Origin of the sequence: Cryptosporangium phraense (assembly GCF_006912135.1) — a bacterium.
Lineage (GTDB): Bacteria > Actinomycetota > Actinomycetes > Mycobacteriales > Cryptosporangiaceae > Cryptosporangium > Cryptosporangium phraense.
In genome coordinates this window covers 12,739-29,241 of the sequence record NZ_VIRS01000046.1, presented here as the reverse complement: position 1 = coordinate 29,241, position 16,503 = coordinate 12,739, and the positions used below count along the sequence as shown (strand labels likewise).

14 protein-coding genes are annotated in these 16,503 nt (G+C 68.9%); 6 read left to right on the top strand and 8 right to left on the bottom strand.

Features of this window, described 5'->3' with window-relative positions:
• Positions 1-45: 45 nt before the first annotated feature.
• From FL583_RS36180 to FL583_RS36170, 3 genes are all read right to left on the bottom strand, one after another.
• The gene (locus FL583_RS36180; protein WP_142709416.1) at positions 46-3,153 is read right to left on the bottom strand and encodes an efflux RND transporter permease subunit; all 3,108 of its coding nucleotides are present in this window, start codon (positions 3,151-3,153) and stop codon (positions 46-48) included.
• 104 nt (positions 3,154-3,257) lie between these two features.
• A complete protein-coding gene (locus tag FL583_RS36175; protein WP_142709441.1) occupies positions 3,258-4,772 on the bottom strand; it encodes an MDR family MFS transporter in 1,515 nt (504 codons plus the stop codon).
• A 78-nt stretch (positions 4,773-4,850) separates the two neighbouring features.
• Positions 4,851-5,663, bottom strand: coding sequence for a TetR/AcrR family transcriptional regulator (locus FL583_RS36170; protein ID WP_240746932.1), 813 nt, complete (start codon positions 5,661-5,663; stop codon positions 4,851-4,853).
• Positions 5,664-6,048: 385 nt separating this feature from the next.
• Here FL583_RS36170 and FL583_RS43240 point away from each other — a divergent pair, with 385 nt between their 5' ends.
• Entirely contained in the window at positions 6,049-6,342 is a 294-nt protein-coding gene (locus tag FL583_RS43240) for a DUF397 domain-containing protein (RefSeq protein WP_420843229.1), read from the top strand.
• 19 nt (positions 6,343-6,361) lie between these two features.
• Here the strand turns inward: FL583_RS43240 and FL583_RS36160 are convergent, their stop codons facing one another.
• Positions 6,362-7,216 carry a helix-turn-helix domain-containing protein gene (locus FL583_RS36160; protein ID WP_142709413.1) on the bottom strand — a complete coding sequence of 285 codons (855 nt, stop codon included), beginning with the start codon at positions 7,214-7,216 and terminating at the stop codon, positions 6,362-6,364.
• A 204-nt stretch (positions 7,217-7,420) separates the two neighbouring features.
• On the opposite strand from FL583_RS36160, the gene FL583_RS36155 reads away from it, so the two are divergent.
• Together FL583_RS36155 and FL583_RS36150 are read left to right on the top strand one after the other, a co-directional pair.
• Positions 7,421-7,831: a hypothetical protein gene (locus tag FL583_RS36155; protein ID WP_142709412.1), complete on the top strand. Its 411-nt coding sequence runs from the start codon at positions 7,421-7,423 to the stop codon at positions 7,829-7,831.
• A complete protein-coding gene (locus FL583_RS36150; RefSeq protein ID WP_142709411.1) occupies positions 7,825-8,352 on the top strand; it encodes a hypothetical protein in 528 nt (175 codons plus the stop codon). The genes FL583_RS36155 and FL583_RS36150 overlap by 7 nt, the downstream gene beginning before the upstream one ends.
• Here the strand turns inward: FL583_RS36150 and FL583_RS36145 are convergent.
• Complete coding sequence (locus tag FL583_RS36145) at positions 8,324-9,505, bottom strand: RNA polymerase sigma factor (RefSeq protein ID WP_142709410.1); 1,182 nt, start codon at positions 9,503-9,505, stop codon at positions 8,324-8,326. The two genes, FL583_RS36150 and FL583_RS36145, sit on opposite strands and share 29 nt — an antisense overlap.
• Positions 9,502-9,912, bottom strand: coding sequence for a YciI family protein (locus FL583_RS36140; RefSeq protein ID WP_205752765.1), 411 nt, complete (start codon positions 9,910-9,912; stop codon positions 9,502-9,504). The genes FL583_RS36145 and FL583_RS36140 overlap by 4 nt, the downstream gene beginning before the upstream one ends.
• A gap of 78 nt (positions 9,913-9,990) precedes the next feature.
• Between FL583_RS36140 and FL583_RS36135 the strand changes: the two genes are divergently transcribed.
• From FL583_RS36135 to FL583_RS36125, 3 genes are all read left to right on the top strand, one after another.
• A complete protein-coding gene (locus FL583_RS36135; RefSeq protein WP_142709409.1) occupies positions 9,991-11,595 on the top strand; it encodes an MFS transporter in 1,605 nt (534 codons plus the stop codon).
• Entirely contained in the window at positions 11,526-12,326 is an 801-nt protein-coding gene (locus tag FL583_RS36130) for an alpha/beta fold hydrolase (RefSeq protein ID WP_142709408.1), read from the top strand. The genes FL583_RS36135 and FL583_RS36130 overlap by 70 nt, the downstream gene beginning before the upstream one ends.
• A 750-nt stretch (positions 12,327-13,076) precedes the next feature.
• Complete coding sequence (locus FL583_RS36125) at positions 13,077-14,669, top strand: amino acid permease (protein WP_142709407.1); 1,593 nt, start codon at positions 13,077-13,079, stop codon at positions 14,667-14,669.
• 175 nt (positions 14,670-14,844) lie between these two features.
• On the opposite strand, the gene FL583_RS36120 is transcribed toward FL583_RS36125, so the two are convergent.
• Both FL583_RS36120 and FL583_RS36115 read right to left on the bottom strand, forming a co-directional pair.
• Positions 14,845-15,051: an EF-hand domain-containing protein gene (locus FL583_RS36120; RefSeq protein WP_205752764.1), complete on the bottom strand. Its 207-nt coding sequence runs from the start codon at positions 15,049-15,051 to the stop codon at positions 14,845-14,847.
• A gap of 86 nt (positions 15,052-15,137) precedes the next feature.
• On the bottom strand, positions 15,138-16,343 hold the full coding sequence (locus FL583_RS36115; protein WP_142709406.1) for a cellulase family glycosylhydrolase: 1,206 nt from the start codon (positions 16,341-16,343) through the stop codon (positions 15,138-15,140).
• Positions 16,344-16,503 lie beyond the last annotated feature (160 nt).

Genomic DNA, 16,503 nt, shown 5'->3' with positions numbered 1-16,503 from the left:
CGAAAGCGGATCGGGCTCGTCAGGGCGAGCCCGATCCGCTTCCGCTCAGGGGTTGGCGGGTTGAGGCTCCGGGGATTCCGCCTGCGCGGCGGCCTCCTCGGCCTCGGTCTTGCGGCGGCGCTTCTCTTCTCGACGCTCCTTCCGACCCTCGACCAGCGTGTACAGCGCCGGGACGAGCACCAGCGTCAGCAGCGTCGAGCTGATCAGACCGCCGATCACGACGACGGCCAGCGGCTGCGAGATGAACCCGCCCTCGCCGGTGATCCCGAGCGCCATCGGGATCAGCGCGAAGATCGTCGCCGCCGCGGTCATCAGGATCGGACGCAGCCGGTGCCGTCCGCCCTCGACCACGGCCTGGACCACCGGCATGCCCTCGCGCCGGTACTGGTTCACCAGGTCCATCAGCACGATCGCGTTGGTGACGACGATCCCGACGAGCATCAGCATGCCGATCAGCGCCGGGACGCCCAGCGCGGTGCCGGACACCAGCAGCAGGAGCAGCGCGCCGGTCGCCGCGAACGGGATCGACACCAGCAGGATCAGCGGCTGGATCAGGCTCCGGAACGTCGCGACCATGACGATGAACACGATCACGATCGCGGCCAGCAGCGCGAGCCCGAGCTGCGAGAACGCGTCGGACTGGTCGTCGGAGGCACCGCCCAGCGAGTAGCTGGCACCGGCCGGCAGGTCGAGGTCTTTCAGCTTCTTGGTCAGCGCGCTCGTCGTCTCACCGAGGTTGTCGGCGCTCGGCGTTCCGCTGACCGTGGCGCTGCGGGCGCCGTCGATACGGGTGATCGAGACCGGGCCGGGCTCCGACCGGACGTCGGCGACCTGGGTGAGCGGAACCACCCCGGAGGCGGTCGGGATCCGGAGCGCGTTCACCGCGGCCACGCTGACCGGCGGGGCCGACGACAGCACCGAGATCTGCTGCTGGACGCCGTCGATGACGACCTGGCCGGCCTGGGTGCCGCGGAACGCGGCCGCGACGATCTGGCCGAGCGTGGCCTCGGTGAGCCCGTACCGGGCGGCCGCCTGGTCCTTGAGCGTCACCTCGACCCGGGGCGTGCTCTCGGCGAGGTCGCTGCTCACGTCGTCGAGGCCGTCGACGCTCTTCATCGCGGCGGTGACGGCGGTGGTCGCGGTGCGCAGCGTCTCCTCGTCCGGCGCCTGGACGACGACCTGCTGCTCGCTGCCGCCGACGCCCGACTGGGCCGCGCCGACCTCGATCTCCCCGGCGCCGGTCAGCGCGTTCAGCTTCTCCTCGAGCTGGTCCTGGACCGCGGCCGTGTCCTCGTCCTCGTTGACCGTGACCTGGTAGGTCGCCTCGTTGGCCGAGCCGCCGAAGCCGAACTGGCCGCCGCCGATCGTCACCTGGTACGACTCCAGGTCGCCGTCGTCCCGGGCGCCGGCCAGGACACCCTCGACCTGCTTCGCGGCCGCGTCGGTCGTGGCCAGGCTCGAGCCGACCGGCATCGTCTGGGTGATGCTCAGCGTGTTCTGGCCGGACTGGTCGAGGAAGTTCGTCTTGAGCAACGGCACCATGCCGAGCGTCGCGACGAGAATGACGACCGCGATCGCGATCGTGACCCACCGGCGGCGCACCGCGAACCCGATGACCGGGATGTAGATCCGCTGCAGGAGCCCGTCGCGCTCCTTCTCCTCCGCTTTCTGCCGGGCCTCGTCGGCGTTCTCGGCGTTCTTCGGCTGCCGGAGGAACCAGTACGCGAGCACCGGGACGATCGTCAGTGCGACGACGAGCGAGGCCAGCAGCGCGACCGTCACCGTGATCGCGAACGGCCGGAACAGCTCGCCGACCAGGCCGCCGACCAGCGCGATCGGCAGGAAGACGGCGACGGTGGTGAGCGTCGACGCGGTGACCGCACCGGCCACCTCGCGGACGCCGGTGAAGATCGCGGCGATCTTCTCCTCGCCGTACCCGAGGTGCCGCTTGATGTTCTCCAGCACCACGATCGAGTCGTCGACCACCCGGCCGATCGCGATCGTCAGCGCGCCGAGCGTGAGGACGTTGAGCGACAGGCCGTCCGTCCACATCACGATCAGCGCGATCAGCACGGACAGCGGGATCGAGACCGCGGTGACCAGCGTCGAGCGCAGCGAGAGCAGGAAGACCAGGATGACGACGACGGCCATGACCAGGCCGAGCCCGCCCTCGGTGGCCAGCCCGCTGATCGACTTCTCGATGAACGGCGCCTGGTCGAACACGACCGTGAGCTCGGCGCCGTCGCCGAGTTCGTCGGTCCAGTCGCTGAGCTTGTCCTCGATCGCGTGCGAGATGTCGACCGCGTTGCCGTCGGGGGTCATCGTCACGCTGATGCCGAGGCTGTCCTTGCCGTTGGTGCGGGTCACCGACGTGGCCGCGCCGCGGACCGACTCGACCGTGGCGACGTCACCGAGCTTGGCCGACGGCGACAGGTAGAGGTTCTTCAGGTCGTCGAGCGAGGTGTAGGCCCCACCGACCTGGACCGTCAGGGACTTGGTGCCGTCGGTGACCGCGCCGGCCGGGACCGCGACCCCGTTGCTCTGGATCGCGGTCGCGATCGCCTGCGGGGTCAGCCCGGCCGCCAGCGCGGCCGGCTTCGGCGTGATCACGACCGCGCTCTCCGGCGCGCCGGTCAGCGACGCTTCCCGAACGCCGTCGATGCTGCCCAGGTCGGGCAGGACGGTCTTCTGCAGCTTCTGCGCCAGCGCCGCCGTGTCACCTCCGGACGCCGAGAGGACGACGGCCGGGAGCAGGTCGTCGGTGCCGCCGGAGAGGATCGACGGGTCGACGTCGGCGGGCAGCTGCGCGCGGTCCAGCGACTGCTGCAGCTTGTTGACGGTGGCCCCGATGTCGGTGCCGTACTCGAGCTCGACCTGGACGGTCGCGAAGCCCTCGAGCGAGGTCGACGTCGTCCCGGTGACGCCCGCGACCCCGCGGACGGCGTCCTCGATCGGCTCGGTGACCTGGCTCTCGACGACGTCCGGCGACGCGCCGGCGTACTGGGCGGTGATGAACGCCGCCGGGATCTCCAGCGAGGGCAGCAGCTGCTGCTTGAGCGACGGGATCGCGATCAGCCCGAACACCGTGACCGCGATCGTGATCAGCGCGATCAGGGCCCGGTTGGCGAGGCTGAACCTGGCCAGGAACGACATGGCGGTCTGTCTCCTGAGTGGACGACGTAGGGCTCCGGCGGGTAGTCAGCCACATCCTTGGTTGCTACCCGCATCTGTCCTCAGCGCAGCCTCAGCTGCGTGGTTCAGTGACTCCCCAGACCGGCCTGCTCGCGAGCGAGGCGCTCGTCGCCGCTCAGCGTGGCCAGCGGCTTCTCCTTGACGAACAGTACGGCGAACAGCGCTAACAACGCGATCGGCGCGCCGATCAGGAACAGGTCGGCGGTCGCCTCGCCGTAGACGTCCTGCACGACGCGGAGTACCGCCGGCGGCAGGGCCGAAACGTCCGGTACCGAGGAGTCGCCGCCGCCGGTTCCCAGCTTTTCGCTGAGCAGCGAGGTGACCCGGCTGGCCAGCACCGCGCCGAGCGCGCTGACGCCGATCGCGCCGCCGAGGCTGCGGAAGAACGTCAGGACGGACGTCGTGGTGCCCAGGTCGCGGGCCGGAACGTCGTTCTGAGCGGCCAGCACGAGGTTCTGCATGAGCAGCCCGACGCCGACGCCGAGCACGAACATGTACAGCGAGAGCATCACGACGCTGGTACGGGCGTCGATCGTGCCCAGCAGGCCCATGCCCGCCACCATGATCACTCCCCCGGCCAGCAGGTAGGCCTTCCAGCGGCCGTACTTCGTGATCATCGCGCCGGCGACCGTGGAGGAGCCGAGCAGGCCGAAGATCAGCGGCAGGCTCATCAGCCCGGCGACCGTCGGCGACTTGCCCAGCGCGACCTGGAAGTACTGGCTCAGGAAGACCGTCCCGCCGAACATCGCGACGCCGACCAGCGCGCTGGCCAGCGTCGTCAGCGTGACCGTGCGGTTGCGGAAGACCCGCAGCGGGATGATCGGCTCGGCCGCGCGGGCCTCGGTGAGCACGAACAGGACCAGGAGCACGACCGCGAGGGTGACCAGGCCGGCGGTCCAGCCCGAGGCCCAGGCGAACTTGTCGCCGGCCAGCGTGGACCAGATGAGGAGGGTGGAGACGCCGGCGGTGATCAGGAAGGCGCCGAGCCAGTCGATTTTGACGGTCTTCTTCGTGGTCGGCAGGTTGAGCGTGCGCTGCAGCAGGAAGATCGCGATCAGCGTGAACGGGACCCCGACCAGGAAGCACGACCGCCACCCCAGCCAGGACGTGTCGACCAGGACGCCGCCGATCAGCGGCCCGGCGATCGTCCCGACGCCGAATACCGCGCCGAAGATGCCCGAGTAACGCCCCAGCTCACGCGGCGGGATCATCGCCGCCATCACGATGAGAGCCAGCGCGGTGACCCCACCGGCGCCGATGCCCTGCACCGCACGGCTCAGGATCAGCAGCTCGACGTTCGGCGTGAACCCGGCGATGAGCGAACCGGCCACGAACATGCACAGCGACAGCTGCATCAGCAGTTTCTTGCTGAAGAGGTCGGCGAGCTTGCCCCAGAGTGGGGTGGTGGCGGTCATCGCAAGGAGCTCGGTCGTGACGATCCAGGTGTAGACCGACTGGCTGCCGTGCAGGTCGGCGATGATCCGCGGGAGCGCGTTGGAGACGATCGTCGAGGCCAGGATCGAGACGAAGAGTCCCATCATCAGGCCGGACAGCGCTTGCAGCACGTTCCGGCGGGACATCCGGGTGGGTGGGGCGGAGTCCTGGGCGGGCTCGGTGTGTTCGTCCGGGGTGGTGGTGGTCACGCGGGTCTCTCTCGTTCAGTTTCGAGGTGCGGGGGGCTCGGCGAGGCCGGCGGCGAGGCGCGCGAAGGCGTCGTCGATGAGGTCGGGAAACGAAGGGTCGGCCGGGGCGCCGGGGCGGCTGACACCGGCCGCAGTCGGCGCGGCGCCCGACGCGGCCCCGGCAGGAACGGCGCCGGGCGCGGCCGCAGAGGGCCCACCGGCCGGAGTGGCCGCGGAGGGCCCAGCTGGCGCGGTGGCCATGGAGGACCCGACGGGCGCGGCGGGCGCGGTGGGCGCCGCGGTGGGCGCCGCGGTCGGCGCCGCGGTGGAGGTGGCCCAGCGCATCATCGCTACTCGGAGGGCAGCGCCGGCCGAGGCGGCGACCAACAACGGGTAACCGTTGTCAGCCGGGTCGAGCCCCAGCCGCTCGGCGACGACGCCCGCGAGCGCGAGCTCGTCCGCAGTACCGCGCTCGACCATCCGAGCCAGGATCGCCGGGTTCTCGCTGCAGATCGTCATCAGCGCCCGAAGCCGCTCGGCGTCACCGGCCAGGATCTCGGCCTCGGCCCGAAACGCCGCCCACACGGCATCCCAGACCGAAGTCCCAGCCGGCGCGCCGACCACCGCGGCCCGAACCCGCTCACTCCCGTCGAGCATCGACCCGAACACCGCGTCGTCCTTGGACGCGAAGTAGTTGAAGAAGGTCCGCGGCGACACGTCGGCGGCGGCACTGATCTCCTCGACGGTCACCTGGTCGAGCCCTCGCTCGACGACCAGCCGAAGCGCCGCATCAGCCAGAGCCGCCCGCGTCTGCTGCTTCTTACGCAGCCGCAACCCGGTCTCGTTCACGGACCCACCGTAAACCAAACTTGCAGCCCCTGCAAATATGCAGACCCTGCAAACCGACCAGACGGCTCCCAAGGAGCTACCGCTACTCGGCCATCCCGGGCCTACCCCGCGACACAATGCGAACACCGATCGCATTTCCGAGGCATTACGGGCCGCAACCAGACAACCGATCTAGTTGATACTTCACTCATAAAAAAATGCGCGCAGGTTTTGACACCTAGCGCCAGTTCTCCTTGACCGGCATGAACAACGAATTCACGTTTCTCGCCCGGTCGGCGACTAACCCACTCGATCTAACATGTTGTAACGTCTGGCTATCCGCTGGACCTGAGGATGCTCGTGCGAGATCAGAGAAACCTGACTCGGCTGCGGTCTGGTCGACCGGATGAAATCGAGGGGGGAACCTTATTTAGCAGAAAGAGTCGAAATGTCCAGTTCAGTCACTCCGATGATGTGGCGTCGATCGACGCACTGCTCTCATGGCCAGTGCGTCGAGGTCGCAACCCTTCCCGACAGTGTCGCGGTCCGTGACTCGAAGAATCCGAGCGGACCGTCGCTACAATTCCCGAAGCAGGCCTGGCGCAACTTCCTCGTCGCCGCGAAGACCGCCGAATTCACCATCCAGCGCATTTTCCTCCTGCTTCGCGCTGCGCTACTCCGAGCGAGGTTGGCGTCATGACGATCGCGGTGGGCCCGGGTCAGTTCATCTCGTGAGCCGCTCGGGTGAGCAGCAGCCGAGTGTCGGAGGCCGTGAGCGCCAGACTATCGATCCGCGAAAACGCCGCTCGATAGCGCTGAATCTCTGCGGTCTCCGACCGGGTGACAATTCCGGCCAGACTGTCGACGTAGACGATGTCTCGCACCTCCTCGGCGAACGACAGAATCGTGAAAAGGCTGTCCATCCCGGGATGTACTCCGGCCGAGAACGGAACGACCCTGATCGAAACCATCGACTCCCGGGAGAGTTCGATCAGATGCAGTAGTTGCTCCCGCATGACCTGAGCGCCTCCGACCACACGGCGGATAGCCGCTTCGTCCAGCACGAACTCCAGTTGACGGTCGGTGCGCGCGAGCACGATCTCCTGTCGGAGCGCGCGCGCCCGGACGCGATCTCGGATCTCGTACTCCGGTAGATGCGGCTGGAATCCACGCATCAGCGCACTCGTGTAGGCCGGCGTCTGCAGCAAGCCGGTGATGACCGAGGTCTTGTAGTCCTTGATACTGGTCGCCGCATCCTCCAGGTCGGCGAATTCCACTGTGACGGGGTCCATTTCCCCGAGCTTGCGCCACCGGCTTTCCTGCCGACTGGCGATCGCCAGCTCCGCCAGCCGCTGATATTCGGCCTCGTCCACCTGATAGAGACGACAGAGACGTTGGAGGTCGTCGAGCCCGATGGGGCGGTTGCCGGTTTCGATACGGCTGAGTTTGGAGGGAGAGAATCCGAGCTGACTAGTGACCTCAGTCGCGCGAAGGCCGGTGTCCTCGCGAAGTTGCCGTAGAGCATGCGCTAGTTCCCGTCGCCGCAGTGCTGGGGCTGCCGAAGGCTCTGTCATGGGCGGTTCCCGACGTCAAAGTCCCGGATGTCGAGTTGGCTAGCCGGCAATTGACAAGACACTTTCCACGGGGCTTGCAATGGCATGTGTGCGGAGCCACCATGAGCTGAGGGTACGCGCAATCTTCGCGACGGGCGAGGAGCGCGGAGCGGGTTCCGGGGGTGATGACTGGCGCGAGTCCTGCGCAATGAATGACGAGTCCTCGTGAATCACATCGTCATCGCGACGCTTCGTCAGCCCCAAAAAGACTGGGCCAATGCTGCAACATTGGCCCAGTCAGAGGTGTCGCGTCCATCGGATCTTTCAGGCCGGATCACGGACAGGCGGAACACCATGGACAACTGTACCCACTCGGTAAGCCAATTTCTACACTGGCTCCATTACAGGTCTCGGCTGTCGGCGGCCCGGCTGTACCGCCGGCAGGACGAAATAGCGCGACGACATGGCTGGGACATCGTCGTGACCCATCGAGGCTGGGGTCGAACCTACCGAGACCCCCGTCTCGCCCATCGCGCTACCACCGGCCTGAGCGCCCTCGACGCCACCGCGGAGGATGACCTGCTCAGGCTGATGGTCACCGAGCTGTCGTCGTCGTTCCGGTCGATCGGATGGTGACGATGGACCGGGCCGCGCCCGAGTTCGGGCCGCTGCCCCCGAGCGTGGCGACCCCGCTCCCGACCACGGTGATCTGGCGATGGCGCTACGAACTCGGCCTGCTCGCATCAACCAGTTGGGGCGGCTGGACGCTCATCCACAACCTCGGCGGCGGCTACGCGGCGCTTCTCGTCGGAGCGAGCGTCCTGATCACGGCGGCGATCCGCCCGACGCGGCGGGCGGTGCGGCGGCGTCTCTACTGGCTGGCGACACCGCATCGGATCCGGCTCGGTATGGCGCAAGCCTGGGTCCACAACCGGCGCGGGCGTCTGCCCACCCTCCTGCGTACGCGGATGACCGGACACGGCGAGGAGGTACTGGTCTGGTGCCCGGCGGGCGTCTCGGTCGAGCACCTCGTCGCCGCGACCGACGTGCTGCGATCGGCCTGCTGGGCGCGCGATGTCCGGGTGACCGGCAACAGCCGGCACAGCCATCTCGTGACGATCGAGGTGGTCAGGCGAGGCGGGCCGCGCGGTTCGTGAGGTACCGACGCTCCGGGAGGCTCGCGGTCAGCCGCGCCGCCTCCCGGTACGCGTCCCGCGCCCCCACCGCATCCCCCGCCAACTCCAGCAGATGCGCCCGCACGGCATGCCACCGATGGTGCCGGCCCAACTCCGACTCCACCGTCTCCAACAGCGCCAAACCCGCCAACGGCCCCGACACCTGCGCCACCGCCACCGCGCGGTTCAGCGTCACGATCGGCCCCGGCTCGAACTTCTCCAGTAGCAGGTACAACCCCACGATCTGGGCCCAGTCGGTCTCGGCGGCCGACGGGGCCTCGGCGTGCACGGCCGCGATCGCCGCCTGCAACTGGTACGGCCCGAGCGGCGCCACCGGCAGCGTCTCCTCGAGCAGCGCGACCCCTTCGGAGATCAGGGAACCGTCCCACGACAATCGGTCTTGGGCCTCCAACGGCACCAGCGAACCGTCGGCCTCGAGCCGGGCGGCCCGCCGCGCCTCGGTCAGCAACATCAGCGCCAGCAGTCCGGCGACCTCGCCGGACGACGGCACCAGCCCCCGTACGGCCCTCGTCAGCCGAATGGCCTCCGCGGTCAGATCCGGGCGCGAGAGAGAAGGCCCGGCCGTCGCCACGTACCCCTCGTTGAAGATCAGGTACAGCACCCGCAGCACGACCGTCAGCCGAGACGACCGGTCCGCGGGCAGGCTGAAGGCCTCCCCGCGGATGCGCGCCTTCGCGCGCGAGATCCGCTGCGCCATCGTCGCCTCCGGCACGAGGAAGGCCGCGGCGATCTCCGCCGTCGTCAACCCTCCGACGGCCCGCAACGTCAGCGCAGCCTGCGCGTTCGGCGTCAACGCCGGATGGCAGCACAGAAAGAACAACGTCAGCGTGTCGTCGACCCCCGACACGGACGGAGCCTCCGGCTCGAACGCCGACTCCCGACGCCGACGCGCCGACTCCGACCGCCACGCATCCGTCAACCGCCGTGCGGCCACCGAGACCAGCCAGGCCTGCGGCGAAGCAGGAACCCCCTCGGACGGCCACTGCCGGAAAGCCGCCAGCAACGCCTCCTGCACGGCGTCCTCGCACTCCGAGAACTGCCCGTACCGGCGCACCAGCACCCCCAGGACCTGCGGCGCCGACGCGCGCAGCAGGTCCTCGAGCGACGAACTCACATTTCCAGCCCGGCCTCGTTCATCACCGGGCGCACCTCGATCGCGTTGAACGAAGCGTCCGGGATCTTCGCCGCCAGCTCGACCGCCCGCTCGTGCGTCTCGCAATCCACCGCGTAGTACCCGGCCAGGAACTCCTTCGTCTCCACGTACGGACCATCGGTCGCGTCCACCACCCCGCCCCGCACCCGCACGGTCGTCGACGCGGCCGGCTCGGCCAGCGCCACGAACCCGAGCAGCTCGCCGGTCGTTCGAAGCTCCTCAGAGATCTCGTTGTGCCCCGCGAACACTTCGTTCTTCTCCTCCTCGGAGAGCGTGTCGAAAACAGCCGGATTCATGTGGATCAGCAGCAGGTACTTCATCACCATCTCCTCGAGGGTCAGCACCCGGTAGTCGGAGCTGATCTTCAACCCTCGACCCGAAAAGCCTGTGACCCGGCCCACACCCAGATCGCGTCGAACGATAGAGCCCCCCTCCGACAACCCCACATGAAAGCCAGCCGCCGCGAATGGCTCGGCCTCGCCGTCCTCGCGCTCCCCACCCTCCTCGTCTCGATCGACGTCTTCGTGATGCTCCTGGCCCTCCCGCACCTGAGCGTCGCCCTGAACGCCGACAGCACCCAGCAGCTCTGGATCATGGACGCCTATCCGTTCCTGCTGTCCGGCTTCCTCATCACGATGGGCGCGGTCAGCGACCGGATCGGCCCCCGCAAACTCCTGCTGATCGGCGCGACCGCCTTCGGCGTCACGTCCACCCTGGCCGCCTACGCGCCCAACCCCGTCCTGCTGATCGTCGCCCGCGCCGTCCTCGGCGTCGCCGGAGCGACGCTCGCGCCGTCGATCCTCGCGCTCATCAGCGCGATGTTCCGCGATCCGAAGGAGCGCGGGCTCGCGATCGGCGTCTGGTTCGTCTGCTTCATGGGCGGTACCGCGATCGGTCCGGTCGTCGGCGGCGCGATGCTCGCGCACTTCTGGTGGGGCTCGGTCTTCCTGCTCGGCGTCCCCGCCATGGTGGTGCTTCTGGCCTGCGCGCCGGTCCTTCGTCCTTTTTCTTACGCTGAGCATGGGGACGCCGTGGGCGGGATACACGTCGCGCCCGCCAAGATCGACCCGGCCAGCGTCGCCCTGTCGCTGGCCGCGGTGCTCCCGATCGTCTACGGGCTGAAGCAACTGGCCAAAGACGGACCCGGCGTCACGGCACTGGCCGCGATCGTGCTCGGGCTCGTCGCCGGCACGATTTTCCTGCGGCGCCAGCACCGCCTGCCCCGCCCTCTCCTCAACCTGAAGATCCTCCGCGACCCGGCCTGCGCGACCGCCCTCGGTGGCCTGTTCCTCGGCACCCTGCTGATGGGCGCGATGATGCTGTTCATCACCGAGCGGCTCCAACTCGTCGCCGGACTCTCCGCGCTCCGCTCGGGCCTCTGGATGTTGCCCGCGGCCGCCACGTCCGCGGTCAGCGTCGTCGTCGCTCCGCTGCTGGCCCGCCGGGTACGTCCGGCCTACCTCATCGCCGGTGGCCTCGCGATCTCGGTGGCCGCGCAAGCGGCCCTGGCCCTGCTCCCGGCCGACGCCGGTCCGGGCCGGATCGCGGCCTGCTTCGCGCTGACCAACCTGGGGGCCGGACCGCTGGTCTCGCTCGCGACCGGTCTCGTGCTCGGTGCGGTCCCGCCGTCCGAGGCCGGCTCGGCCGGGGCGCTGAACGAGACGAGCGGGGAGTTCGGGTTCGCGCTCGGCATCGCCACCCTCGGCAGCCTGGGCGTCGCCGTCTACCGGGCCACGATCGACCTGCCGGCCGGTCTGACCCCGGTCGACGCCGCCCGGGCCCGCGACACGCTCACCGAGGCTGCGCAGGTAGCGGCGGGTTTGCCTGACAAGCTCGGGAGCGACGTACTCACCGCCGCTCACCAGGCGTTCACCACCGGCATGCAGGCCGCGGCCGCAGTCTCGGCCGCGTTGCTCGCCGGACTGGCCGTCCTCGTCCTGGTGGCCCTGCGACGCACGCCGCCGACCGGAGAGAAGGACTCATGGACACCGTCACCTCAGCCGACGGAACCAGGATCGCGTTCGACCGCTACGGCAGCGGACCGGCCCTGATCCTGGTCGGTGGTGCGTCCCAGCACCGCGCGATCGACCCCGGCACCGGCGACCTGGCCCGGCTGCTGGCCGAGGACCTCACCGTCTACCACTACGACCGCCGCGGCCGCGGCGACAGCGGGCTGAGCTGGGAGCCGTACCGGCCCGAGCGCGAGATCGAGGACATCGCCGCGCTGATCGAGCACGCCGGGGGCAATGCGGCGCTCTACGGCATGTCGTCCGGAGCGGCCCTGGCCCTGGACGCCGCCGCCCGCCGCCCGGCCGTCACCAAAGTGGCGGTCTACGAGCCGCCGTTCATCGTCGACGACAGCCGGACGCCGATCCGGACCGACCTCCAGCCCCGCCTGGAGCGCTTGATCCTCACGGAGCAGCGCGACGGCGCGGTCGAGCTGTTCCTCACCGAGGCGGCCGGAGTGCCGCCGGAGGCGGTCGAAGGCCTGAAGCGGACGCCGCACTGGGCCGCCCTGGAGGCGGTTTCGCACACGTACCCGTACGACATCGCGCTGCTGGAGGGCACCCAGACCGGCGCCCCGCTGTCCCCGCACCGCTGGGCCGCGGTGACGGTGCCGGTCCTGGTGGTGGACGGTGGCGCCAGCCCCGACTGGATGCACGCGGGCGCCGACGCGTTGGCCGCCGTGCTGCTGGACGCGACCCGTGAAACCCTGGACGGCCAGACCCACGACGTAGACGCCAAGGCCCTGGCCCCGTCCCTACGCCGCTTCTTCACCTGAGGGGCATCCTCGTACTGGCCCGCTGCGGCCCGGTGATGCGCGGCTCGGTCCCGCCCGTGCGACGGAACCCGGCGGCTGATCACCTGGGATGTGTCGGTCGACTCGACCATGGTCCGGGCCCACCAGCACGCCGCGGACGCGCGCAAAGGGGCCGCACACCAACAGATCACCGCCGGGGCCGGCAGGCCCAGAACTCGACCGGCCCAGGTCCTGGCCGACAATGCCTACGGATCCCGCGCCGACCGCGTCTACCGGCGCCGACCCGGAATCCGCGCCACCATCCCCGAGCAAACCGACCGCATCCGGTAGCGGGAGCCGTTGTCCGGCGGGACGCACTCGACGGTGACGCCTCGGGTCGTCGGCCCAGGCGAGATCGACGCGCCGGAGCCGGCCGGGCCCGGCGTGTGCGCGGCCCTGACCGCGAACTCACCGTTGGTCGGGGCACATTTCCGTTCACGCGGATACGGATTCCGCGCTCCGGTCCCTGTCTCACGCAGCGCAGATTTCCCACGGCACGGAGGCCCGGAAGCCCTCTCAAATCGGGCCCTACAAACACCCGGCGAGCCACCGACGCTCGAACCACCGGCCGGTCACCGAACAAGTCCTGGCCCCGCACCCAACGGATCCATGGGGCCCACCTCGCTTCCCAGCAGACCTGCGAACAGCTATAACCCTCTGAGCGGTGCTGTCCGGTTCTGGCTGCCCGCCACCGGTACCCCTCGCAGTCCCCCGCTGTATGAGGAGGCGTTCATGGCAGTCGCCGACGAAAGTGCATCTCTGTCCGACGAAGACCGGCTCGCCGAGCTCGGCTACCGTCAGGAACTCCACCGCACCTGGTCAGGCTTCTCGAACTTCGCGATCTCGTTCTCGATCATCTCGATCCTGGCCGGCTGCTTCACCACGTTCGCCCAGGCCTGGAACAACGGCGGGCCGATCGCCATCTCGCTCGGCTGGCCCCTGATCAGCGTCTTCATCCTGATCATCGGGCTCTGCCTGGCCGAGATGGGCTCGGCCTACCCCACCGCGGGCGGCATCTACTGGTGGGCCGCCCGGCTCGGCGGGCCGGCCGCCGGGTTCTACACCGGCTGGCTCAACCTGGTCGGGCTGATCGCGGTCACGGCCTCCGTCGTCTACGCCTGCGCCGGTTTCTGGAACATCACGCTGACGCTGTTCTGGTCCGGGTGGGCCGACACGTTCGGCGGCGACGCGCTGAACCAGCAGTTCTTCTGGTTCATCGTGCTGATGGTGCTGGTCAGCGTGCTGAACATCTTCAGCTCTCACCTGCTCGCGCTGATCAACAACGTCTCCGCCGGGTGGCACGTCGTGGGCGCGGCCGTGATCATCGTCGTCCTGCTCGTGGCCTCCAAGGGGCACCAGGACGCGAGCTTCATCTTCACCGAGCGGATCAACAACTCGGGCTTCTCCGACAGCGGCCTGAGCTTCTGGTTCTACGTACTCCCGCTCGGCTTCCTGCTGACCCAGTACACGATCACCGGCTTCGACGCGTCCGCGCACATGTCCGAGGAGACGGCGGGCGCCTCCAAGGCGGTCGCCCAGGGCATCTGGCGCAGCATCTTCTACTCGGCGATCGGCGGGTGGCTGCTGCTCCTCGCGTTCCTCTGGGCCGCGAAGGACGTCGGGTTCATCAACTCGCCCGACAACGGCTACGGGGTCGGCAGCGTCATCGCGATCTTCTCGTCCGCGCTGTCACCGGCGCTGTTCAAGCTGGTCATGGTGATCGCGACGATCGGGCAGGTCTTCTGCGGCATCGCCGCGATGACCAGCCTCTCGCGGATGAGCTACGCGTTCAGCCGGGACGGCGCGGTGCCCGGCCGCCGGCTCTGGAGCAAGGTCTCCCCCACCACCGGCGTGCCGGTGAACGCGGTGCTGGGCGGCGCGGCGGCGGGCGTCGTCATCACGCTGCCCGCGCTCTACAAGAGCCCGGCCGGGATCCCGGTCGCGTTCTACGCCGTCGTGAGCGTCGCGGTGATCGGGCTCTACCTCGCGTTCGTGATCCCGATCATCTACCGGCTCCGGGCCGGCGACGCGTTCAAGCCCGGTCCGTGGAACCTCGGCCGGCACTACCGCTGGATGAACGTCGTCGCCGCGGTCGAGATCATCGTCATCAGCATCTACTTCTGTCTGCCGATCCTGCCGAGCGGCGTCCCGTTCAGCGACACCTTCACCTGGTACGACGTCAACTACGCGCCGATCATCACCGGCGCGGTGCTGCTCGGGATCACGATCTGGTGGTTCGCCTCCGCGAGGCGGTGGTTCACCGGTCCACGGCGGACGATCGACGAGGCTCCGCTCGCCGAACCGTCGACGCCCGGCGCCCTCTGAGAACGCGCCTGCGGGCCGGGGAGTCCCTTGACGTCCCCGGCCTGCGGCTCGGAGTGCTCCAGCTGCGTCATCGTGCGTCTTCCCGCCGTCGTCGATCGGGCTCCTTCAGGATGACGCCCTCACGCAACGGATTTGATCGGCTACCTGACGCAAGAAAAGTTCACCTGGCGACAGATCACCGGGACTCCATGTAGGCGGTGAACTCGGCCAGGCTGATCAGGCCGTCGCCGTCCTCGTCCACCCGGGCCACCCCGGCGGCCGCGTCCTCTTCGGACACCTCGTCGCCGAGGGCGGCAGCTACCTGGACCAGTTCGGCGGCCGAGATCTTGCCGTCCTTGTCGAGGTCCATCAGGTCGAACGTCGTCGCATAGTCAGTCGTCACGTCGACAACTTTGGCCTACGGCCGCCACTCCCAAACATGAAACGGCGGGCGCTCCGCCAGGAGCGCCCGCCGTTCCGGTCAGAACATCAACGCGACGGCGTCGTGTCCCGCATCTTCTTCAGCATCGTCAGCTGCGCGTGCACGGTGCCGTCGGCGTCGAGCAGGCGGTAGCCGTACTGGTGGGCCGAGATCCCGGCCGACGGACGGTACGCGGTGTAGATCGTGCCGACCTTGACCTGCGGGTAACGGGCGGCGGCCAGCTTGAACGAGCGGACCATGTAGTCACCGGCGATCGCGTCGGACGCGACACCGAACAGCCACGGCTGGGTGATACCGGCGTTGGAGTGCACGGAAGTCCCGAACTCGGTCCACCAGATCGGCTTGGCCTGGTCGCCGTTGGCCTTCATCGCCGCGATGATCGCCGGCATGTTCGTGATCCGCGACTTGCCGACGATGTCGGTCGACTCCGGAGCCTTGGTCTGGTTGCCCTGGTAGGGGTGCACGGCCATGATGTCGAACGCGCCCTTGGCGCCGTCGGCGTAGGCCTGCTTGATGAAGACGTCGTCGGTCTGCGCGGTGCCACCGAAGATCACCGGAACCGACTTGTTGCCGGCCTTGATGGCGGCGTACGACGCCTTCAGCACCGCGACGAACTTCTTGACCCGCAGCGCCGGGTCGGCGACACCGGTGAACTCGACCAGGTTCGGCTCGTTCCAGACCTCGATGCCGGCGATCCGCGACCCGTAGTTCTTGGCCAGGAACGTCATCCACGGCTTGATCGAGTTGGGGTCGGTCGGGAACTGCATCAGGTTGCTGCCGGTGCCGGGACGCGACCAGTCCGGCGACTGGTGCGCGGTGATGAAGACCTTCATGCCCTTGGCCCGGATCCGGTCGATCGCGATGCTCAGGCGCTTGTTGTGCCACGAGTCGACGCTCGGCGCGGCCGGCGTCGGCTGACTCGCGGACCACCCCATGTCGACGCGGACGACCTGCACCTTGTTGGCGGCCAGCGCGTTCAGGTGCTTCTCGAACATCGCGTTCGGGGTCTGGCCGTTCCAGTACATCTCCCACATCGCGTGCATCTGCACGCCCAGCGCGGGGACCGCGGCGGCGGCCGGAGTGGCGGTGGTGGCCACCGCGGCGGCGGCCACCTTCTTCTTCTTCTTGGCCGAGGTCTCGGTCGGCTTGGCGGCCAGCGCCGTCGTCGCCGCCTGCGCGGTGCCACCTCCGATAGCGAGCCAGACCAGGCCGGCCACCGCCATGACGGCTGCTACCAGAATCGTGCGCTTCATCCTCGCCCCTCACGTCGTCCCTCGGTGCCTCTCGACAACCAAGTTCGGCAGCGTCGGTAGCGGGAACGGAAGCAGCCCGGGTGCAGGACGGTTGCGGGGTTTTCCGGCGGCTCTACCGGGAGCGGGCCGGTTGCGGCCCGGTTGCCACCGGCGCCGCGAC

Excerpts from the sequence above, each read along its gene's own strand:
- FL583_RS36180 (WP_142709416.1), bottom strand. The coding sequence starts at position 3,153 with ATGTCGTTCCTGGCCAGGTTCAGCCTCGCCAACCGGGCCCTGATCGCG.
- FL583_RS36175 (WP_142709441.1), bottom strand. The coding sequence starts at position 4,772 with ATGTCCCGCCGGAACGTGCTGCAAGCGCTGTCCGGCCTGATGATGGGA.
- FL583_RS43240 (WP_420843229.1), top strand. The coding sequence starts at position 6,049 with ATGAAATCGAGGGGGGAACCTTATTTAGCAGAAAGAGTCGAAATGTCC.
- FL583_RS36160 (WP_142709413.1), bottom strand. The coding sequence starts at position 7,216 with ATGACAGAGCCTTCGGCAGCCCCAGCACTGCGGCGACGGGAACTAGCG.
- FL583_RS36150 (WP_142709411.1), top strand. The coding sequence starts at position 7,825 with ATGGTGACGATGGACCGGGCCGCGCCCGAGTTCGGGCCGCTGCCCCCG.
- FL583_RS36135 (WP_142709409.1), top strand. The coding sequence starts at position 9,991 with ATGAAAGCCAGCCGCCGCGAATGGCTCGGCCTCGCCGTCCTCGCGCTC.
- FL583_RS36130 (WP_142709408.1), top strand. The coding sequence starts at position 11,526 with ATGGACACCGTCACCTCAGCCGACGGAACCAGGATCGCGTTCGACCGC.
- FL583_RS36125 (WP_142709407.1), top strand. The coding sequence starts at position 13,077 with ATGGCAGTCGCCGACGAAAGTGCATCTCTGTCCGACGAAGACCGGCTC.
- FL583_RS36115 (WP_142709406.1), bottom strand. The coding sequence starts at position 16,343 with ATGAAGCGCACGATTCTGGTAGCAGCCGTCATGGCGGTGGCCGGCCTG.